The sequence below is a fragment of the Ammoniphilus sp. CFH 90114 genome, from assembly GCF_004123195.1.
GTDB lineage: Bacteria > Bacillota > Bacilli > Aneurinibacillales > RAOX-1 > YIM-78166.
In genome coordinates this window covers 18,232-39,540 of record NZ_SDLI01000011.1, presented here as the reverse complement: position 1 = coordinate 39,540, position 21,309 = coordinate 18,232, and the positions used below count along the sequence as shown (strand labels likewise).

The 21,309-nt window shown below is 46.9% G+C and carries 19 protein-coding genes and 1 riboswitch; of the genes, 14 read left to right on the top strand and 5 right to left on the bottom strand.

Annotated elements, in window-relative coordinates:
- Positions 1-141: 141 nt before the first annotated feature.
- Positions 142-834 carry a hypothetical protein gene (locus EIZ39_RS20645; protein ID WP_164985211.1) on the bottom strand — a complete coding sequence of 231 codons (693 nt, stop codon included), beginning with the start codon at positions 832-834 and terminating at the stop codon, positions 142-144.
- Between the two features lie 522 nt (positions 835-1,356).
- Positions 1,357-1,445: riboswitch (cyclic di-GMP riboswitch) on the top strand.
- A gap of 84 nt (positions 1,446-1,529) precedes the next feature.
- On the opposite strand from EIZ39_RS20645, the gene EIZ39_RS20640 reads away from it, so the two are divergent.
- Positions 1,530-3,221 carry a methyl-accepting chemotaxis protein gene (locus EIZ39_RS20640; RefSeq protein ID WP_129202389.1) on the top strand — a complete coding sequence of 564 codons (1,692 nt, stop codon included), beginning with the start codon at positions 1,530-1,532 and terminating at the stop codon, positions 3,219-3,221.
- Positions 3,222-3,244: 23 nt separating this feature from the next.
- Here the strand turns inward: EIZ39_RS20640 and EIZ39_RS20635 are convergent, their stop codons facing one another.
- A complete protein-coding gene (locus tag EIZ39_RS20635; protein ID WP_129202387.1) occupies positions 3,245-4,789 on the bottom strand; it encodes a PucR family transcriptional regulator in 1,545 nt (514 codons plus the stop codon).
- Between the two features lie 188 nt (positions 4,790-4,977).
- Here EIZ39_RS20635 and EIZ39_RS20630 point away from each other — a divergent pair, with 188 nt between their 5' ends.
- From EIZ39_RS20630 to EIZ39_RS20575, 12 genes are all read left to right on the top strand, one after another.
- Complete coding sequence (locus EIZ39_RS20630) at positions 4,978-6,243, top strand: Glu/Leu/Phe/Val family dehydrogenase (RefSeq protein ID WP_129202385.1); 1,266 nt, start codon at positions 4,978-4,980, stop codon at positions 6,241-6,243.
- 23 nt (positions 6,244-6,266) lie between these two features.
- On the top strand, positions 6,267-7,640 hold the full coding sequence (locus tag EIZ39_RS20625; RefSeq protein WP_129202383.1) for an aspartate aminotransferase family protein: 1,374 nt from the start codon (positions 6,267-6,269) through the stop codon (positions 7,638-7,640).
- A 75-nt stretch (positions 7,641-7,715) separates the two neighbouring features.
- Positions 7,716-8,333 carry a 3-oxoacid CoA-transferase subunit A gene (locus EIZ39_RS20620; RefSeq protein ID WP_240675895.1) on the top strand — a complete coding sequence of 206 codons (618 nt, stop codon included), beginning with the start codon at positions 7,716-7,718 and terminating at the stop codon, positions 8,331-8,333.
- A complete protein-coding gene (locus EIZ39_RS20615; protein ID WP_129202379.1) occupies positions 8,318-8,980 on the top strand; it encodes a CoA transferase subunit B in 663 nt (220 codons plus the stop codon). Before EIZ39_RS20620 ends, EIZ39_RS20615 begins: the two co-directional genes overlap by 16 nt.
- 16 nt (positions 8,981-8,996) lie before the next feature.
- The gene (locus EIZ39_RS20610) at positions 8,997-10,187 is read left to right on the top strand and encodes a thiolase family protein (RefSeq protein WP_129202377.1); all 1,191 of its coding nucleotides are present in this window, start codon (positions 8,997-8,999) and stop codon (positions 10,185-10,187) included.
- A 1-nt stretch (position 10,188) separates the two neighbouring features.
- Positions 10,189-11,451, top strand: coding sequence for a peptidase (locus EIZ39_RS20605; protein WP_129202375.1), 1,263 nt, complete (start codon positions 10,189-10,191; stop codon positions 11,449-11,451).
- Between the two features lie 18 nt (positions 11,452-11,469).
- Positions 11,470-12,819: a 4-aminobutyrate--2-oxoglutarate transaminase gene (gene gabT / locus EIZ39_RS20600; protein ID WP_129202373.1), complete on the top strand. Its 1,350-nt coding sequence runs from the start codon at positions 11,470-11,472 to the stop codon at positions 12,817-12,819.
- Positions 12,820-12,856: 37 nt separating this feature from the next.
- Entirely contained in the window at positions 12,857-13,741 is an 885-nt protein-coding gene (pdxS, locus tag EIZ39_RS20595) for a pyridoxal 5'-phosphate synthase lyase subunit PdxS (RefSeq protein ID WP_205668606.1), read from the top strand.
- Positions 13,742-13,968: 227 nt separating this feature from the next.
- Positions 13,969-14,649, top strand: coding sequence for an IS1 family transposase (locus EIZ39_RS27885; protein ID WP_129202371.1), 681 nt, complete (start codon positions 13,969-13,971; stop codon positions 14,647-14,649).
- A 402-nt stretch (positions 14,650-15,051) separates the two neighbouring features.
- Positions 15,052-15,843 carry an ABC transporter substrate-binding protein gene (locus EIZ39_RS20585; RefSeq protein WP_129202364.1) on the top strand — a complete coding sequence of 264 codons (792 nt, stop codon included), beginning with the start codon at positions 15,052-15,054 and terminating at the stop codon, positions 15,841-15,843.
- 11 nt (positions 15,844-15,854) lie between these two features.
- The gene (locus tag EIZ39_RS20580; RefSeq protein WP_129202362.1) at positions 15,855-16,511 is read left to right on the top strand and encodes an amino acid ABC transporter permease; all 657 of its coding nucleotides are present in this window, start codon (positions 15,855-15,857) and stop codon (positions 16,509-16,511) included.
- Positions 16,512-16,531: 20 nt separating this feature from the next.
- Entirely contained in the window at positions 16,532-17,293 is a 762-nt protein-coding gene (locus EIZ39_RS20575) for an amino acid ABC transporter ATP-binding protein (RefSeq protein ID WP_305014615.1), read from the top strand.
- A 48-nt stretch (positions 17,294-17,341) separates the two neighbouring features.
- Here the strand turns inward: EIZ39_RS20575 and EIZ39_RS20570 are convergent, their stop codons facing one another.
- From EIZ39_RS20570 to EIZ39_RS20560, 3 genes are read right to left on the bottom strand one after another with little or no spacing between them, the layout of a single operon-like run.
- On the bottom strand, positions 17,342-18,301 hold the full coding sequence (locus EIZ39_RS20570) for a PDR/VanB family oxidoreductase (RefSeq protein WP_129202359.1): 960 nt from the start codon (positions 18,299-18,301) through the stop codon (positions 17,342-17,344).
- The gene (locus tag EIZ39_RS20565; RefSeq protein WP_129202357.1) at positions 18,286-18,759 is read right to left on the bottom strand and encodes a dimethylamine monooxygenase subunit DmmA family protein; all 474 of its coding nucleotides are present in this window, start codon (positions 18,757-18,759) and stop codon (positions 18,286-18,288) included. The genes EIZ39_RS20570 and EIZ39_RS20565 overlap by 16 nt, the downstream gene beginning before the upstream one ends.
- A gap of 7 nt (positions 18,760-18,766) precedes the next feature.
- Positions 18,767-19,717 (bottom strand): heme-dependent oxidative N-demethylase family protein, encoded by a 951-nt coding sequence (locus EIZ39_RS20560; protein ID WP_129202355.1) that lies wholly within the window; start codon positions 19,715-19,717, stop codon positions 18,767-18,769.
- A 155-nt stretch (positions 19,718-19,872) separates the two neighbouring features.
- On the opposite strand from EIZ39_RS20560, the gene EIZ39_RS20555 reads away from it, so the two are divergent.
- Positions 19,873-21,303, top strand: coding sequence for a sigma-54 interaction domain-containing protein (locus EIZ39_RS20555; protein ID WP_129202353.1), 1,431 nt, complete (start codon positions 19,873-19,875; stop codon positions 21,301-21,303).
- The last annotated feature ends 6 nt before the right edge of the window (positions 21,304-21,309 follow it).

Below are 21,309 nucleotides of genomic sequence, written 5' to 3'. Positions count from 1 at the left end.
ACTTGACTTTGGGCGGGTTTTGGGTGAATAAGCGGAATCGGTTCCGTTATATCCACTCGAAAATCGGACTTTTGAAAAATAGGCGGAATTTCTCCGCCTACTTCTCATACAAAAAGGGGGCTGGCTCAGGCCCCTTTTTTCCTACATACTCTCTGTTACCTTCTGCATCAAAGCAGCTCGCTGGTTTTTCTTTCGAGCCTTGTATTCGGTTTCTGCTTGCTTTATAAGCGATGTCGAGTGTCCAGCTGCTATGAGGTCTTGTTCCATTTGTCCGAGTAGTTGATAAAATTGGCTGTCCGCTGTAGATTCTAACTGTTTGGCCTTTGATAAGTATTTAGAAGCTAGTGAGATTTTGGATTCATTGGACTGTCCGTTTTTGACGGCTATATATTCTTGCTTCGCTTGTTCAATGAGCCCCTTTAATTTTCCTTGATAAGATCGTTCTAGTGCCTTAAACTTCCCCTTGTACTTCTCTAGAATGTCGGTTTGAGTGGCAACCGGAGAAGAAGATGGAGGGGTGGGTGAGGCATCGGTTGGCTTAGGCTCAGATGGATCCGAATGGGCGGGCTGCTCGGTTGGAACGGCCGACTCCGCTTCAGGCGTTGGTGAGGCTTGCTCCGTTGACTCCTCCGCTAGCTCCTCCACAGGCTCGGCTTTAATTTCTGGGTCATTGAGCCAGTCGAGACTGCTGCTATCTCCTGCGAAAAGGGAATTCGGATCAGATTCTTGTACTTCGGGCACAGGGCTTGGACTAAAATAATAGGAGTATGAAAAAAGTACAATGGCGATTAGGGCAATAGGGATAGAAATCCAAATCAATTTCTTCAAAGGCATGTACCGGTCCTTTCCGACGGAATAATGCCCTTATTTTAACATAATTGGGTCGTTTACGGTTCAACTAATTCCATTAATTGCTCTTCATATCCCTTAGGAATGAAATTATTTAGGAAAACAATTCTGCTCTTTCCATGACGCACCTCGCTTGCACTAGAGGATGATGATCGGCCGACTTAAGGTTATGATCAGCGGGTCTCCTGCTCTACCATACCTAGTTTTGGATAATGCTCTTCGTCAATCTTCTACAAAATTTTTATACATATTTCGAGCCCGAATTCTAGCAAGGAGTCGATGTGATGGTGAGTAGGTGGTCTATTTTTATTATAGGCGGCCTAAGTATTTTGATGGGCGTCGAAGCAACTCGCTATGTGATTATATCGTGTACGTGGTTCGTATGATTGACCACGCCGCTGTTGGCCAGACGGAGCAGTTCAGGAATTTCGTAGTACGGAAGAACTAGTGAAGTAAATTTAAATTGTAAAGAATCCCGAGAAATGGTAGAAATAGAATATAACTTCAACTCGATCAAGGCAAATCTATCGAAAGGTAGAGACGCAAAGCTATGGGTCTAAGGTCCTTTTTGTGACTATGATCGCCAGGCTGCCGAGTAGCTAGGATGATGAAGCTGCTCTTTAAGTATTTACGAGCAGTTTTTTTTGTCTGTATTTTCTATATAGAGAGGAAGGACAGGTATGACCATTTCTAGGATGATGAAGCTTCAAATTATGGTGATTGTCGTATTATCGGTTGTCACACTTGGAAGTTTGTATCTGTTGCATAGTGGGGTTCAGCAACAGAGGCAAGCGGATCAGAACGCGATGGAATTTAAGCAATTAGGTTTTGACTTGTTCGTGGCATCAGAGTTTCTTACAAATGAAATCAGAAGTTATGTACAGTACGCAGAGGTAGTTTACTTAGATAACTATTACACAGAGACGAACGAGACAAGAACGAGAGAGCGTGTGGCAGGAAGGCTTTTGGAGTTGAAGGCCCCGGAGGAGCTGGTAGCTCTGGTTAAAGAGGCAGGGGAACATGCAGACGCCTTATCCCGTCTTGAAGCGGAAGCGATCCAAGCGGTGAGGGGGCAGTCCTTTGTTAAGGCTAGAGAGTTGGTTTATGGAAGCGACTATAAAAATACGAAGCTATTGATGGCTCAATCTATAACCAACTTCCAGCAGCAACTTGAAGACTGGGCCAATAAGGAGGCGAAAAAAGCAGAACAGAAGATGAATCTTCTCCTATTGACGACGGTATTGATGTTTATTGTCATCATTGCTAGTGTAACGAGTTCGCTCTTTATTTTGAATCGTAAGCTCAGACCTTTACAACAGGTTACCATGGCTGCTCATCAAGTTGCCCAAGGAAACCTTCAGGTTGAAACCCTGCCAGTACATAGTAAGGATGAAGTAGCGCAGGTTTCTTTAGCCATTAATCAAATGGTTGACAATCTTCGAGACTTAATTCAACAGATAGCGTCCTCATCTGAACAGGTGAATGCTTATTCCGGGGAGCTCATTGCAAGTGCCGAGCAAACGAACCGTGCCACGGAGCATATTGCTTCTACGACAGAGCAAGTCGCTGCGGGAGCAGAGGACCAGGTGAAAGGAATGGAGGAAACCTCTTCTGTTATTAATCAGATGTCAGCTAGTCTGAGTCAAATCTCCGTGAATACGCAAGGAGTTACAGAGTCGGTTGCCTCCACGAAAAATAAGGCTAACGTAGGGATTGAATCTATTCAGGTGGCAGAAAGTCAAATGAGTTCGATTCAACAAAACGTGAATGGATTAGCGGGTCTTGTACAGGGATTGGGTCAGCGTTCTCAAGAGATCGGACAGATCTTAGAGGTGATCACTGGCATTGCTGCCCAGACGAATCTCTTGGCATTGAATGCTGCCATTGAAGCGGCTCGTGCCGGTGAACATGGACGAGGGTTCGCAGTAGTAGCAGATGAAGTGCGAAAGCTCGCGGAACAATCAGGTACCTCTGCCCAACAGATTTCGAATTTGATTCAGCAGATTCAAGAGGAAACAAGTCGGGCCGTGGAATCCATGTCGAAGGTTACCGCTGAGGTTACTCAGGGAATTCAAGTGGTAAATCATGCGGGAGACTCCTTTAGCGAAATTCAACAGGCTGTTGTTCACGTGACAGAGCAGATTGAGCAAGTATCGAGTGCAATTCAGGACATGACGACGGGGGCACAGCATGTGGTGGAAAATATCGAGACCATCTCGAGAGTGATCGAAGAAACGGCATCTGGAACGCAAACGGTATCAGCAGCTACGGAAGAACAACTAGCGTCCTTGGAGGAAATTACGTCTTCGGCATCGTCCCTTTCGAATATGGCCGATGGTCTAAATCAGTTGGTAGGAAGATTCAAGCTATAAAATGACGGGAGAGTGAATCGAATTCACTCTCCCGTATTTAATAATTTATAAGCCATGATGGCGAGCTGCAATTTCATACGATCATCTGCAGAGGCAAGATCGAGTCCGGTTTTCTTTTCGATCTGGTTCAGGCGATATTTCAAAGTGTGTCGATGGATATACAGCTCGGATGCTGTCGTATGAATACTTTGATTATTTAAAAGGTACGTTTCTAACGTCATAATGAGATCGACGCCTTGGCGTTTCATAGAGATTAAGTTCCCCAGGTTGGCCTCGTAAAACTCCTTCAAATCAACGCCTAATTCCTTCATCTGAATTAATAAATGATAAAGTCCTAGATCGTCATAATGTACGATAGTTTTAGGTTTCAGCAGCAAGCGGGAAAAGGTCACGGCATACTGCGCTTCTCTTGCACTCTTAGCCAAGTACTGAATGTCACGGTAATTGCGCCCGATTCCAATGCGAAGTGGGCTTCGAGGAAAGTACTCCTTCCACAGCGATTCCACTTCACGAGCCAAGTCCAATAAGTAGACTCTTGCCGTCTGGCCTAAGCTTTCTACAATATCCGTGAGAACCACTAGTCCATCTAATTTATTACGCAAAATGAACTGTCTGTTTCTTTCTCGCATAACCTGTTGAACAAGGAGATATAACCGCTCGTGGTTCGTATCTGCCTTAAAATGCATAACGGCTTGGTTTAGAGTCAAATCATACCCCAGTCGTTTGCCTCGCTCCATAGCAAGGGCCGCATTCTTGAAGTTCTTATTCAAGATCTCGTCCAGAAAATCGCCTTGCAGACGAATTTCCGTATCCTCTACCGCTTTTTGCTTCAAAAATTCAACCGCATACACCGTTGCCGCATGCTCCATGGCGATATGATCGAGATCGTTCCAATCAACTGATTCTTTTACCGCTAGGATGGTGCCGTAGCGAACCTCGTTGGCTACAATGGGATAGCTCTCTAAACGTAACCGGTCGTCGGATAGCTCTAAGTTGTCTAACTCAATTCCCTCGTGAATCAAAAGGTGGTCCATGAGGTTTCCATCTTCACCCAGCAATAGCACACTCCCTCGGATGAGTTCGGAGAGGGTGCGGGTGATCGGTTCTAATCCCTGATTGACTAAGACGAGACGATTAAATTCCTTATGGATATTTAGGGAGTACTCATAGAGCTTCATCTGTTTGTTTACGATTTGCTCGAGAATGGCCCGTGTCAGCATGGAAAAGTTGATGTTGGTTGGGATCTCGATAATGGGCAGTCCTGCCTCATTGGCCGCTGCAATGAAGGGTTCTGGAATCTCATGCAAGTAAAACCCTGTATAAATCGCTACGCCGGATAACATCCGACTTGATAATAAGGTCTGAAACTGCATTCTTTTGTGTTCATTGTCTAATAAGCCAAATCCGGTGGTAATCAGGAATTCTCCTTCTTGAAACCGGCTAATATCATCAATCACTTCGACGATGGTGACCCACTTGATGATGTTCGTTAGGCCATCCCAGCCCGCGACGAGCTTGGTGTCAGACATCACGGGGAGACGGAGTGCTTCCTGAATGGTAATGCCCATGAGTGAAAAGTTCTCCTTTCGTCCTGTCTGTTGATAGTTGTAACACGAAAGGGGTTCAATGGACAATAGCTTTTATACACGATGTATAAAAACAACCCTCACATTTTCCACTGATCAGGCCAATATCGGGCACTGTAGGAACTGTAATAAGATACGAGTAAGAGAGATGATAAGTCGGGGGGTTCCACATGGTCATGAAAGAAGCCGTAAAAGAAAACTTTAACGTATTTGAGAGAACCCAAGAGGTCATAAAACAAGCGCTAGATACAATGGGATATGATGAACCCGTTTATGAATTGTTAAAGGAACCGCTTCGATTGCTCACCGTTCGCATTCCGGTTCGTATGGATGATGGAACCGTTCAGATATTTACCGGGTATCGTGCCCAACATAATGATGCGGTAGGTCCAACCAAAGGGGGTATTCGTTTTCACCCCGATGTGACAGAGGAAGAAGTGAAGGCGCTTTCAATGTGGATGAGTATCAAGTGCGGCATTACCGATCTTCCTTATGGCGGAGGCAAAGGCGGGATTGCTTGCGATCCGCGTTCGATGTCGTTTCGAGAATTGGAGCGCTTGAGCCGAGGGTATGTGCGGGCCATCAGCCAGCTTGTGGGGCCGACGAAGGATATTCCAGCTCCTGATGTTTTCACCAATTCCCAAATCATGGCTTGGATGATGGATGAATATAGCCGCATTCGTGAGTTTGATTCTCCAGGATTCATTACAGGGAAGCCCATTGTCCTCGGAGGTTCAGCTGGACGTGAGACGTCCACGGCTAAAGGGGTCACCATCGTGATGAGAGAAGCAGCGAAGGTCATGGGGTTGCAGATCGAAGGGGCTCGCGTGATTATCCAGGGCTTCGGGAATGCTGGAAGCTTTCTGGCGAAGTTCCTTTATGATGCTGGGGCAAAGGTAATTGGAATCTCGGATGCGTATGGTGCGCTTTATCAGCCTGAGGGCTTAGATATAGATTATTTGTTAGAGAAGCGAGACTCGTTTGGAACGGTAACGAAGCTGTTTACCACGAATGTCATCAGCAATGAAGAATTGCTCGTCAAGGAATGCGATATCTTGGTTCCGGCCGCTATTGAGAATCAGATTACGGAGGGGAACGCAGCGGATATTAAAGCGAAGATTTTAGTGGAAGCGGCGAACGGACCAACGACCTTGAAAGCAACAGAAATCCTCACGGAAAGAGGAGTCCTCATCGTCCCAGATGTGCTGGCGAGTGCAGGCGGCGTGGTGGTTTCTTACTTTGAGTGGGTTCAGAATAATCAAGGCTACTATTGGACGGAAGAAGAAGTTAGTGAAAAATTGGAGAAGATCCTAAACAAGTCGTTCCGCAATGTGTATCAGCTTTCGTTGGATCGTAAGGTAGACATGAGGCTAGCCGCCTACATTGTTGGGTTAAGACGAATGGCAGAAGCGTCGCGTTGGCGCGGTTGGGTCTAAATTTATAAAGGAGGAATGCAGCGATGGAAAAGAAAAGAGACCACTTAATCAAACCTATTTTAGACTATCCATATCCTACCGTTTCATACGGATTGGGGATCTATCTTTACGATATCGACGGCAATCAATACATTGACGGTTCCTCAGGTGCGGTGACCGCCGCAATTGGACACGGTGTACCCGAGATTGCAGAAGCCATGATGGAGCAAGCGGCGAAGGTTTCCTTTGCTTATCGCTCTCAGTTTACCTCCGAGCCGGCAGAGAAGCTGGCTGAGAAGCTAAGCGAGCTTGCGCCTGGGGACTTGAACTGGTCTTTCTTTGTCAATAGTGGATCGGAAGCGACCGAGACGGCTATGAAGATCGCGATTCAACACTGGCAGGAAAAGGGGTATGAGCGTAAAAACCGGATTCTTTCCCGCTGGATGAGTTACCATGGCATTACGATGGGAGCGCTGTCCATGTCCGGACATGTGCTTCGACGCAAAAGGTTCGTTCCTTTGCTAGAAGATTACCCTTCGGTTTCCGCGCCTTACTGCTATCGCTGTCCGTTTAACAACAGTTATCCAGGATGTCAGCTTGCCTGTGCAAGTGAACTGGAGACGGCGATTCGTCGTACGGGGCCAGAGAATATCGCAGCCTTCATCGCAGAGCCGATTATTGGCGCTTCAGGCGGAGCCGTGACACCACCGGAAGGCTACTATCAGATGGTTCGTGAGATCTGTAACAAGTACGATATTTTGTTCATCGCCGATGAGGTCATGACGGGGATCGGGCGTACAGGGAAGATGTTCGGAGTAGAGCATTGGGGAGTTGTCCCGGACATTATTGCATTAGGAAAAGGAATGAGCGCCGGCTATACACCGATGGCAGCGACGATCGTGAGTGACCGGGTGATGGAGCCGATTCTGAATGGCTCGAAGTCGGTGATGGCAGGGCATACCTACAGCGCCAATCCTCAATCTGCATCGGTATCGCTAGCGGTTCTAGAATATATTGAGCGGCATAATCTCGTACAAAGAGCTGAAGAGAGCGGAGTTTACTTAAAAGAAAGGCTCTCTGATATGGCAGTAAGTTACTCCATGATCGGCGATGTTCGTGGAAAAGGGTTGCTGGTGGGAGTCGAGTTGGTGAAGAACAGCTTTACCAAGGAACCGTTTATGCTATCCCATGGAGTGACGGCACGTGTGATTGAGAGAGCTTTTTCAAAGGGCTTGCTCGTATACCCGGCAACGGGGGGCATCGACGGTATCGCCGGAGATTCTATCATTCTTTCCCCGCCTCTTATTATCAAGAAGGAAGAGATTGATCGAATGGTCGATATTCTAGAAGAGACCATTCATGAGATTCAGCATGAGCTTGAAGCAGAAGGCTTGCTCGACCACAGCCAAGCGGTATAGGAGGGAATAGGTGACGTGAACAAGATTGCGACAATAGAAGCAGCATTAGAACATATCCAGGATGGCTGTACGTTGATGTTTGGAGGGTTTGGTGGAGTTGGAAATCCGCCAACCCTCATTCAAGGGATTTTAGATAAAGGGGTTAAGGATCTCATCTTGATTGGGAATGATACGGGATTTCCTCACATCGGGATCGGTCAGTTGATTACGGCGGGTAGGGCCAAGAAGGTAATTGCCTCTCATATCGGTTCGAACCCTAATGCCGGACGATTGATGACGGAAGGCAAGCTGGAAGTGGAATTCTCTCCACAGGGAACCTTGGCGGAGCGCGTTCGAGCGGGCGGTGTAGGTTTAGGCGGAATTTTTGTCGATGTAGGAATGGGCACCATTGCAGAAGAAGGAAAAGAAAAGATTACGATCGGTGGGAAGGAATATCTGGTAGAGCCTGCGTTAACGGCGGAAGTGGCGATTGTGCACGCAAGGAAAGCCGATCCGTTTGGGAACTTGGTCTATGATAAGAGCGCACGTAACTTTAATCCCTTAGTCGCGATGGCGGGGACGTTTACGATTGCAGAGGTGGATGAGATCGTACCGCTAGGAGAATTAGATCCGGAGTGCATCGTCACGCCGGGTGCTTTTGTAGATATGATTATACCAAGCCAGGGGGTGAATTGGAAATGGGCATGGGAGTAGATATTCGAAATCGCATTGCGAAAAGAGCGGCACAAGAAATTAAAGACGGCATGATCGTGAATTTAGGAATCGGTATTCCGACCTTGGTGGCCAATCATATTCCAGAGGAAATGAACGTGATGTTCCATGCGGAAAACGGAATTCTTGGTACCGGCCCAAGTCCTGCGCCGGGTCAAGAGGATGAGAATCTGTGCAATGCCGGAGGATTTCCGGTCACCCTTGTTCCTGGAGCTTCTTATTTTGACAGTGCAATCGCCTTTGGACTGATTCGGAGAGGGTATTTAGATATTACGATTCTTGGAGCGCTTGAGGTAAGTGAAAAGGGGGATTTGGCCAACTGGATCGTGCCGGGTAAGCGGGTTCCTGGGATGGGTGGAGCGATGGAGTTAGCTCAAAAGGCAAAGAAGGTCATCGTGCTGATGAACCATGTGAATAAGCAGGGAGAATCCAAAATTTTAAAGGAATGCACACTCCCTTTAACCGCAAAGAACTCTGTAGATTTGATTATTACCGAAATGGCCGTCATGGAGGTCACGGAAGAAGGCCTCGTGCTCAAAGAGGTCATGGCTCCCTATACCGTAGAAGAAGTCGTTGCCCATACAGAGGCGCCATTACGTATACCAGCTGTAGTCAATAGCATAGAGTAGAGGGAGGACACAAGTCATGCGCGAAGTCGTAATTGTTGCAGGAGTGCGGACCCCGGTGGGTTCCTTTGGTAAGTCGCTCAAAGGTGTAGCAGCCACGGAGATGGGTCGGCAGGTTCTAGAAGGGCTTATGAAGCGGACGATGTTAACAAAAGAGGAAGTAGGAGAAGTGATTTTCGGGCATGGCTACGTTCACGGCGGTGGATTGAATTCGGCACGAATTAGCTCTCAATTAGCCGGGTTTCCTCAGACGGTGCCCGGTCATATCATTATTAAAGCTTGCGGTTCGGGTTTAAAGGCGATTACGAGTGGAGCTTTGGCGATTGCAGCGGGGGAAGAGGATGTTGTGGTTGCCGGCGGTGTCGAGAATATGAGCAACACTCCTTATATTGTGAAGAATCGCTGGGGAGGCAAGTTTGGCAACATCCAGATGGAAGACGCTCTGTTGGCTGATGGTTTAATCTGTTCTCTAGGAAATGAGCACATGGGTGTCACAGCGGAACGCTTGGCGGATCAATATGGCATTTCTCGCGAGGAGCAGGATCGTTTCGCTTATGAGAGTCATCGCAAGGCTTACGCGGCCCAGTCTGCTGGGAAATTCGAGGAAGAGATCGTGCCTCTTGAGCTGAAGGATCGCAAAGGGACTCGAGTATTCAGTCAAGATGAAGGGGTACGTGAAGATATCAATGTAGAGGATTTAAGTCGTTTATCTGCCGTGTTCCAGGCAGGAGGTACGGTTACGGCGGGGAATGCTTGTCCGATGAATGATGGGGCTGCGGCCGTGTTGTTAATGTCGAGGGAAAAGGCCGAGGAAAAAGGGTTGAAGCCCTTGCTGAAGGTGAAAGCGTTCGCCAGCGCAGGGGTTGAACCAGGTGTGATGGGAATTGGTCCGGTTCCAGCGACGCGCAAGGCGCTGCAAAAAGCCGGTTTAACATTAGATGATATTGACTTGGTTGAATTAAATGAAGCCTTCGCTGCTCAAGCTTTGGCCGTGATAAAAGAGTTAGAGATGGACCCTGCTAGAGTGAATGTCAATGGCGGTGCGATTGCCTTAGGTCATCCGGTTGGAGCAACGGGAGCAAAGCTCACAGTGACTCTTATGCATGAGATGCTGCGGACAGGTGCGAAATATGGCATGGTGACGCTCTGTATGGCGGGTGGAATGGGTCTATCGGTCATCTATGAAAATCTCACAAGGGAGGTTCAATAGAATGAAAGAGAAGATTCATCAATGGCTGGAAGCCAATCGCGAAGAGGCCACTCTTTTTTTGCAGAAGCTGGTGCAAGCCCCGAGCACGCAAGGTAACGAAGCAGGCGTTCAAGAGATTGTCGTCGAGAAGTTGAATGCGATGGGCCTAGAGGTGGATGTGTGGGAGCCCGATGGCGAAGAGCTGGCGAAGCATGCTTATTTTTACTCCCCAAAGTCCGAATTCTCCGGCAGTCCTAATGTTGTGGGTGTGATGCGCGGGACGGGAGACGGTCGTTCCATTGTGTTGAATGGCCATATCGATGTTGTTCCGGCAGGGGACACGGCTCAGTGGAAGGATGATCCTTTCAGCGGTAAGATCGAAGACGGAAAGATGTATGGTCGCGGTGTGACGGATATGAAGGGTGGCAATGTTTCCTTGTTGCTCGCGATGCAAGCTCTTCAGGCGCTTGATGTTCGGTTAAAGGGCGATGTCATTTTCCATAGCGTTATTGAAGAAGAGAGCGGCGGGGCGGGTACGTTGGCTGCGATTCTTCGAGGATATAGAGCGGATGCCGCGATTATTCCCGAGCCTACGAATATGAGGATTTTTCCGAAGCAGCAAGGTTCTATGTGGTTCCGCTTGATGGTGAAGGGTCGCGCAGCCCACGGAGGCACTCGCTATGAAGGCGTGAGTGCGATTGAGAAGACGATGACGGTGGTCCAACATGTACTGAACTTAGAAAAGGAGCGAAATGCACGCATAACGGATCCTTTATATAAGAATACGCCGATCCCAGTACCTATTAATTTAGGGGTGGTTGAAGGGGGAAGCTGGCCTTCGTCTGTACCTGATTTGGTAAAGCTAGAAGGTCGCATGGGGGTATCACCTGAGGAAACGATGGAGCAAGCGAAGGCCGAGATGAAGGACTGGATCGCAAAGTTAGGGGATATCGATCCATGGTTTAAGGATCATCCCGTTGAGCTTGAATGGTTCGGAGCACGCTGGGTTCCCGGAACGATCGATACCGATCATGAGTTGATGAACGCACTTGTCGGTAAATTTCGACAAGTGACAGGCACCGAGCCGGTAATCGAAGCTTCTCCATGGGGGACGGATGGCGGGTTGCTTACGCATGTAGCGGAGACGCCGTCGATTGTCTTTGGTCCAGGGGTAACCGAGATGGCCCATTTCCCGAATGAATATATTGTGTTGGATAAAGTTTTTGAAGCAGCAGAAATTATTGCCTTGACTCTACTGGATTGGTGCGGGGTGGAGGATAAATAAAGGAGGACGATTCAAGCGATGAAATCGATGACAACAGAGTACATTCAATTAAAAACGGCGATACCTGGTCCGAAGTCCCAGGAGTTGTTGAAGCAACGTGATGAGAATGTGCCTAGAGGGCCCTTCAATACGATGATGGTGTTCGCGGAAAAAGCAGAAGGAGCACTGCTTACCGATGTCGATGGCAATACGTTCCTTGATTTTGCAGGGGCGATCGGGACGCTGAATGCCGGTCACTGTCCTCCAGCTGTGGTTGAAGCTTTGAAGGAGCAACTAGATAAATACATTCACCCTTGCTTCCATGTCGCTATGTATGAGCCTTATGTGGCTTTGGCGAAGAAGTTGAACGAAATCACACCGGGTGATCATGAGAAAAAAACCTTCTTCCTCAACAGTGGGGCAGAAGCGGTGGAAAATACGATTAAGATCGCTCGCAAATACACGGGTAGAAAAGGAATCATTTCCTTCGAACGCGGATTCCATGGTCGTACGTATATGGCGATGTCCTTGACTAGTAAGGTAAAGCCGTACAAATATGGATTCGGTCCTTTTGCGCCGGATACATATAAGCTGCCTTATCCTTACTACTATCGGGCTCCTTATGGTATGACGCCGGAGCAAGTGGATGAGCAAATTTTAAATAAGCTAGAAGATTTCTTTTTGTCCGAGGTTCCAGCGGACGAAATTGCCGCGATTATTATGGAGCCTGTACAAGGAGAGGGAGGATTCGTCGCTCCGTCTAAGCGTTTTGTGCAAGGAATCAAGGCGGTTTGTGAGAAGTATGACATTCTCTTTATCGCGGATGAAGTGCAAACGGGCTTTGGCCGGACGGGTAAAATGTTTGCGATGGAGCACTTCGATGTGGTGCCTGATTTGATGACCATGTCTAAATCCATTGCCGCTGGTTTACCGATCAGTGCGGTCACGGGTAGAGCTGAAATTATGGACGCGGCCAACCCGGGTGAAATCGGAGGAACGTATGGTGGAAGCCCGCTAGGTTGTGTGGCTGCTCTGAAGGTCATTGAAATGATGGAGGAGCAAGGTCTGCCTGAGCGTGCGATGAAGATCGGAGAAGCCGTCGTTAGTCGTTTCCGTCGTTTGCAAGAGGAGTTCCCTGTGATTGGTGACGTTCGTACGTTAGGTGCGATGACAGCCGTTGAATTTGTTAAGGATCCTTTAACCAAAGAGCCGAACAAAGAGCTAACAGCGAGTATTATCCAAGAGGTTCATCAGCGTGGCGTGATTTTAATGGGAGCCGGCTTGTACAGTAATGCCATTCGCTTCTTGTGTCCATTGGTGATTACCGATGGTCAATTAGAGGAAGGTTTGAATGTAATAGAGCAAGTGGTTCGCGAGAAATGCCAATAAAAATACAGAAGAGTCTTTTCAGGGGGTCAATGAGGTTATGATAGATACAGGAACTTCTCGTGTAAAACGAGGGATGGCAGAAATGCAAAAAGGCGGCGTCATCATGGACGTCGTGAATGCGGAGCAAGCTCGAGTGGCGGAGGCTGCAGGAGCCGTGGCGGTTATGGCTTTAGAAAGGGTTCCTGCAGATATTCGTGCTGCAGGCGGCGTCGCTCGTATGGCCGATCCCCGAATCGTAGAAGAAGTAATGGCTGCTGTATCCATTCCGGTTATGGCAAAGGCGCGTATTGGTCACTTTGTCGAGGCCAAGGTGTTAGAAGCCCTTGGAGTCGATTATATCGATGAAAGTGAAGTGCTTACACCTGCTGATGAAGTGTTCCATATTAATAAGAAGGATTTTACCGTTCCTTTTGTATGTGGAGCGCGCGATCTTGGGGAAGCGCTTCGTCGAATCGGCGAAGGGGCTTCTATGATTCGGACAAAAGGCGAGCCTGGAACAGGAAATATTGTAGAAGCCGTTCGTCACCAACGTATGATGCAAAGTCAAATCCGCAAAGTCCAAAGCTTGTCCTACGATGAGCTCATGGCCGAAGCGAAGAATATCGGGGCTCCTTTTGAACTGTTGGAATATGTCCACCAGAACGGAAAGATGCCAGTTGTTAATTTCGCAGCAGGTGGAGTTGCAACTCCGGCTGATGCGGCTTTAATGATGCATTTGGGATCAGATGGCGTGTTTGTCGGATCCGGTATTTTCAAGTCCGATAGCCCAGAGCGTTTTGCCCGTGCGATTGTAGAGGCGACCACACACTATCAAGATTATGCCTTGATCGGTGAATTATCCAAGAATCTAGGAACAGCGATGAAAGGCATCGATGTTGCCGGGTTGTTGGAAAACGAGAGAATGGCTGTCCGAGGCTGGTAAAGCTTTGGTCGTGTTGGAGAAGGAGGTTGGTCTTTAGTTGAGATCTGCCTCCTTTTTTGTGTTGGGAGCTCACTTGGTTGGAACGATCTGGGGAGGGGCTTGTCGAATGGGTAGTACTTGCTAAAGGTGCATTTTTTAAACAAAATTGTGGATGGACAAGGGGGAGGGATATACGCTAAAATAAACAAGAACAGACGTTCCTATATTTAGAGAGGTGATATTCAAATATGAGTAAAAAACTCCGTGAAACCTACCGTCGTTTTATGGATGCAGATACCTGTCAAGTGGTATTGGGCCAAGTCAAAGAACAAAGACAAACCTCAATCTCCTGTCCTCATTGCGAAAGCCCCATCATCGTCCGCTATGGCAAATACCGTGATCGTCAGCGGTATAAGTGTAAAGAATGCGATAGAACCTTTAATGACTTCACCAATACTCCCCTCCATGGTACACATTTCCCTGATAAATGGATCAAGTTCCTAGAATGTATGATTGAAGGACATAGTCTGCAGCTCTCTGCTTTAATTTTGGGAGTGTCTTACGTGACGTTATTTTATTGGCGTCATAAGATCATTCATGCACTGCAAAAATTAGAAAGTATAGAACAACGCGATTATAAACCGTTAGATTATGGCTTATCCAAAAAATATATTTGGGTATACCATTACCCACCATATAGTGTAGTTCCTTATGCGGATAGAAGGGCCTTTGTAAATTGGATTGAAAGGTTTATTGGTCTTGCCCAGAAGTACCTTGGACGTTATGTGGCTTGGTTTAACTCTCTTAAGAAGGTAAAACAAGAGAAGAAAATGCAGTTGGATGCCATGTCTTCTATGCTTCTTAAGGCTTGTTCACTATCACTGAAACAAACCTATATTAATTTGCGAAAGGTCGAAGGTTGCGCTTGATTAGAAACTTTGGTTTCTGTTCATCCTTAATGATATCAAATTTATTTTACCTACCCACAATTCTATTTAAAAAATGAACATAGTTAGAGATCCCCTTACACATCGTGTGGCAACAATAGTTTGGCGTTACGATTGAGCTTCCAATTCTTTTTCCCTTATCCACAATTTTGTTTAAAAAATCTAGTAAAAAGCCATCTACACCCCATGGCCGCCTAACGGCAATATTGTATGTTAAACCAATCAAATTGATTAATCGATTTAATAAAATCTGGTAAATTTATTGTTTATAATTTACTAAATCTTGTGTTATTATTGAATAATAAAATAATAAAAATATGGAAGGAGGTTAACCTCTTCATTTTCTACTGTTTTTATTACATATAAAAGAGGGGGAAATGCATTATGAAAAAAAATCGACTTCAATGGTTTTTGGGAATGACTTTATCGGTGGTTCTTCTTGCAGGCTGTGGAGCTAAGGATACGACAGGGTCCTCAGGGAATGGCGTTTTGGACAAGATTCAGTCAGAGAAAGTAATGAATGTAGGGATTGAAGGAGCTTTTCCACCTTTTAATTATTTTAATGATAAGAATCAGTTAGAGGGATTTGACGTAGATATCACGAATGAGATTGCCTCTCGGATGGGTGTTGAGGCAAATTTCATAGCGACTCCTTGGGATAGTATTTTAGCAGGGCTTCTTTCGAAGAAGTATGACATTATTATTTCGAGTATGACGATCACCGATGAACGAAAGGAAAAGGTAGACTTCACGGATCCTTATTACCGAACAGGAGCCCAATTGTTTGTGCCAGAGAGCTCCGCGATTACGGACCCTACTAATTTAAAGGGGGTAAAGATAGGGGTCTCAATTGGAACTACATTTGAACAAAAAGCGGCCGAACTAGGTGCGGAGATGGTGACGTATAAGAGCGATCTTCTGACCTTTGAGGATATGAAAAACGGAAGAGTAGAAGGAGTCATTACGGACAAGGTTGTGGGTGCCGCGCTGATGAAGGAGAAGGGTTATCCTTTCAAAACGGTCGGAGATATGCTCTATAGTGAAGATGTTGGAATCGCGCTTAATAAAGAAGAAGCGGCTTTCCGAGATGAGATTAATAAGCATTTGAAGGACATGATGGAAGACGGAACCTATGAAAAAATAAGTCAAAAATGGTTTGACCGAGATATTCGCTAGGGGAGGAAAAAATGCTGGATTTTTCGTTAGTTACTAAGTTTGTTCCTTTCCTGATTGAAGCAGCATGGGTCACGCTTGAGATCTCTGTTTTATCTATTATTCTGGGCCTGATTCTCGGATTAATTGCAGCCTTAATGAAGATTTCTAAGATTCGGCCCCTTGTTTGGTTGGTAGACTTTTATCTTTGGGTTATTCGAGGAACTCCAGTCCTTGTACAGTTGTTTCTTGTTTACTTCGGTTTACCTCAATTAGGGATTGATATCGGGCCGTTCCTGTCCTCCATCCTTGCTTTGGGAGTCAACGCGGGAGCTTATATTGCGGAGATTTATAGAGGGGGGATCTTATCGGTACCTAAAGGCCAAATTGAAGCAGCGGAGTCTCTGGGCATGAGTTATTGGAAGACCATGAGGCGGATCGTGTTGCCTCAGGCTTTTCGAGTGAGTATCCCTGCTTTAGGGAATCAGGCGATTTCGATGTTAAAGGATTCTTCGCTGGCTTCGCTCGTAACGGTATCGGAGCTGATGATGGTATCTCAGCGCTTTGCCTCTACGAACTTTGCATTCATTGAATTTTACATTGCGGCAGCTGTCCTTTATCTTGTACTGACAACTTTATTTTCTTATATTATCAACAAAGTCGAATTCCGCCTGTCAGCTAGTGAGCAGTAGGGGGTGAAGAAGGGGTGAAAATGGCTTTGGCGGCACAACAAACTTCCGTAGCAGAGACGATCGTAACCATTGAGGATGTTCATAAAAGCTACGGTTCACTAGAAGTACTGAAAGGGATTAGCCTTACCGTTGGGAAAGGAGAGGTCGTTGCCCTTATCGGGGCCAGCGGTTCAGGGAAGAGTACTCTGCTTCGCTGCCTGAACCGTTTAGAAACGATCTCGAGTGGAAGGATCAACATCGACGGAATCAATCTTGACGAATCCTTAAAAAACATTGGACTCATCCGGCGAGAAGTGGGGATGGTGTTTCAGCAGTTTAATCTTTTTCCTCATTTGACTGTTTTGGAAAACGTTATTGAAGCCCCGATTCAAGTCCTTGGAAAAAAGAAAGAAGACGCCATCAAAGAAGCTATGCTGCTCCTAAACAAAGTTGGACTTCAGGATAAGAAGGACGTGTATCCACGTAAGTTATCCGGTGGACAGCAGCAACGGGTAGCGATTGCGCGAGCGTTAGCGATGAATCCGAAGATCATGCTGTTTGATGAGCCCACGTCGGCCCTGGATCCGGAGTTGGTGGGCGAGGTTCTAAACGTGATGAGGGATCTGGCCAAAGAAGGAATGACCATGATCGTGGTGACCCATGAGATGAGCTTTGCCCGAGAAGTCGCCGATCGTGTGGTTTACATGCATAATGGCTTAATCGAGGAGCAAGGAGATCCTAAGGTCGTCTTGACCGATCCGAAGAGTGAACGTCTAAAGGCGTTTCTGCGAATTATTAAATAACAGGAAAGAGGGTGCCCTTGGTGATCACGGGGCGCCCTCAATTCTTTTCTACAGATCTATGACTAATTTTTTTCCCTTAGCTCGAGATACGCAAGGCAACATGACTTGTCCTTCCCGTTTGAACTCGTCACTTAAGAAAGAGTCCTGATGATCCACTTCCCCCTCGATGACCTTCACCTCACAAGTACCGCATCCCCCGACCTTACAGGAATAGGACGCCTTCACGCCATGTTTCAACAGCACTTCCAGGATGGACTGATCTTCTGGTATATCGACCATAAATCCTGTCTTTGCTAGATCGACCTGGAAGGAGTGAGTCGTTTTGGGCCTTGGAGGAGTGAACCGTTCGAAATGAATGCTTGATTTAGGATATCCATAGCTCGTCGCGGCGTCGATAAACTCCTCGATCATGGTTTCTGGGCCACAGATATAGATATGGGTTCCGATTCGGTGATCCAGCAGGGTCATGGGACTCATTCTGCGTCCATCTCTAGAGAAATAGAAGGTGGTCAGATCTCGATATTGAGAAGAGAGTTGACCGTAGAATGGACATTCACTCTTTTCTTTTGCTCCATAATGAAGTTCGAAGGACTGACCGGTGGCCTTTAGCTCTGCCATCATGGACAGGAATGGCGTAATCCCGATCCCTGCCGCGTAAAAGACGTGGTGCTTGGCTCGAAAGCTTAAAGGAAAGTGATTCTTTGGCCAGCTGACCTCAAGGAGATCGCCCTTTTGAACCTGTTCGTGCATGTATTTCGATCCACCCGATGACGGGTCTGTCAATCGAACGGCAATCTGGTACTCTTCCTGCTGCAAAGGAGAAGAAACAAGCGAGTAGTGGCGCTCTAGCTCTAGTGTATCGGATTTCCCCGGGAGAACGACCGTGAGATGAGATCCACCGCTAAATCCAGGAAGAGGTTGTCCATCAAGGGAAACGAGGGTAAAACGTTTTACCCCAGGACATTCCAAGATGACCTCTTTTACCTTAACCTTTATTCGATTCGCCATTGTGATCCTCCTCCTGTCTTCAACCGAGCAACATCAACATAACCTAGGTACACTTCCCAACGGCGGGAATAATGATCGGAAATCTTCAGCTCTAACCCACAATGAGGACATAGCGTCTCCTCTGCAGCGGCGGTGAAATGCAAACCATGACAGCGACAGCAAAAAATTTGACGTTGAGGATCCCCTACGATCTCCCATTGCATTTCTTCCTCAGAAAAACCGGCTTCTTCCGCCCATTTCTTTACCTGCAGAACAAACTCGCGCGAGCCAGCGAGATAAAGATAACTCCCCATTCTTTGTTGGTTTAACCAGGCTTGGATGGCGGCTAGTTCCGATCGATAATACCACTCAAAGGGACGCTCTCTCTCTTTTACATGTTGAATCAAAGACTCCAAAACCCCACTGCCTGATTCATCGGAACAAAACAAGTACTTGCGTTTCAGGTCTGTAAACTTCACCTTTGGATCACCTGCTTTCATCCAGCAATCGCTTGAGGTATTCCACTGCCGTGTTTCGATAGAGCCCGATTCCTTTATAATCAGCAATGGAGTGGGGGAGCTCGCTCAAAACGAGGTAAAAGCGTTGCAACCATTCCGGCTTATGCTTCAACAGATGAAGCGGGAGCATGTGAGAATGGATAGTAAAGAAAATCCCGTGGCTGCGCGGCAAGCGAAACAACTTCTGAACCTCTACGCGGAGATGGACCAACTCGCCGACGTTTTCCATTGTGACTTGATGTCTGGCCTTTCCCCACTCGTCAAACGTCTCTAGCGATGTATCCAGCCGGCTTCCAGCCATCATCGACCAGTTCCTTCGACCCCAAGGTTGTCCGGCCTCCAGCCTCATCAAGAAATTAAGGATGCGATCATCGAGCCCATGGTCTTGAAACCCAGGAATCGGCTTATGGATCTCTTTGAAGGTCATCCCAAGATCAAAGGCAAGGGACCAGTTGGCGGGAAAGCAGAGCTGCCCGGCGTCTAAGAACAAGTTTCCATCCCGCTGCATCATCAAGATCAAGTCCTCTTGTACATGTCGACCTATGAAGTCGAGGGGCTCCTGAGGAAGTGTGCTGGAATCCCCAAAAGTAAAGGATACTCTCTCACCCAACGGCTCATTGCCGATTGTCCAACGATTCCCATGCTTTTCTAAATGAAACTGATCCGGAAAATATGTAGCCAAATGATGAGCAACCAAATCTACAATCTCCCATTGCGCGGTCATCGTATGAGGAGTAGATTGATAGCAACGATTCGGATGAGACGAAAGAAGATCGCGTTTTGATTTCACCTCTTCGACATAAGTGGAGGTGACATCAATGGAACATGGTGGAACTAGAGGTATAGAATTATTGGAAAAGCGGTAGATGTCATCTCTTAATGGAAAAGGAAAAGAATCTAATAATGCTTGGTTTGTCATGAGTACCCCCTATCAGAAAATTCCATATAGTCATTATATAGCAGGAAGGAAAAGGCAACAATCGATGGACTAAAGATTTTCCCGCAAAATATTTGGCACGCAATGATGCCTGTTATTTCGGTATAATAGAAATATTACGGGATCAAGGTGATAGAATGGAAAAGACATGGAAGCAATGGACATCCCAGTTTGAGTGGATCCTGAACATTATTAATGTCGGCGTCCACATGGTAGACAAGCAAGGCGAAACCGTCTTTTACAACGAAACTATGGCGGGAATCGACGGCTTGAAGAGAGAAGAAGTTTTGGGTCGAAATATTTTTCAGCTTTATCCCTCTCTAACGGATGAGACCAGCACGCTCTACTTGGCCTTGACGAAGGGAACGGAAACAGCTGAGACGATACAAACCTATGTAAACCTGCAAGGCAAGACGGTGACTTCGATTAACAGTACCTACCCTCTCTATGAAGAGGGAGAGATTATTGGCGCCGTGGAATTGGCTAAAGATATAACGAACGTTATGACCATGTATGATCAAATATTAGACCTTCGCCAGCAATTGGTGGAGTCGCGAAAGAAAAACAAACCGGCTTCCGGATCGGCCGATTATCATTTTAGTGACATGATCGGAGAGAGTGCGGCTTTCGGGCAAGCCATCTCTATTGCGAAGAAGGCGGCTCGGACTCACTCGCCAGTGATGATCTGTGGTCCTACGGGAACGGGCAAGGAATTAGTTGCCCAAAGTATCCACAATGCAAGCATCCGACGAGATGAAGCGTTTATCGCACAAAACTGTGCGGCCGTGCCGAAGGAGCTGATGGAAGGGCTTCTATTTGGAACGACGAAAGGAGCCTTTACAGGCGCCATTGATCGTCCAGGGATCTTTGAGCAGGCTAATGGAGGGACTCTTTTTCTAGATGAGTTGAACAGCCTAGAGCTTTCCTTGCAAGCGAAGCTTCTTCGGGTTCTACAAGAAGGGAAGGTACGCCGAATTGGCGCGGCTTCCGAGCAAGAAGTGGATGTACGCATCATTGCGGCGATGAATGCACCCGTACAGGAAGTCCTGGATCAAGGAGTTCTGCGTTCGGATCTTTTCTTCCGACTCAATGTCGTGTACGTACAGTTGCCATCCCTTCAAGAACGAAAAGAAGATATTCCGTTGCTGGTGAACCACTTTATCCAGAAGTTTAATCGCCTATTTGGTTCCCATGTTCGTCTGATTAGCGACAAGGCTCTTGATCGATTGCTGCACTACAGCTGGCCCGGAAATATTCGAGAATTAGGGCATGCCATTGAATCGGCCTTTAATATTATGGATATCGGGTATGACGTCATCGAAGAGCACCATCTTCCACATCAGTTGTTCGATGCGTCCATTCGACAGGTGCCTGTCACCAACCGTTTGCAGCGGCCGAAGGGCAACATCGATCTCCCGAATATGATAGAAGAATTCGAAAGAGATACGATCGTCGGGGTTCTGGAAGAGTGCAAAGGAAACATCAGTAAGACAGCGGAAGCTCTGGGTTTAAAGAGACAGGCTTTGCAGTACAAGCTCAATAAGTACGGGATATCAAAAGGAAATTAAGATTTT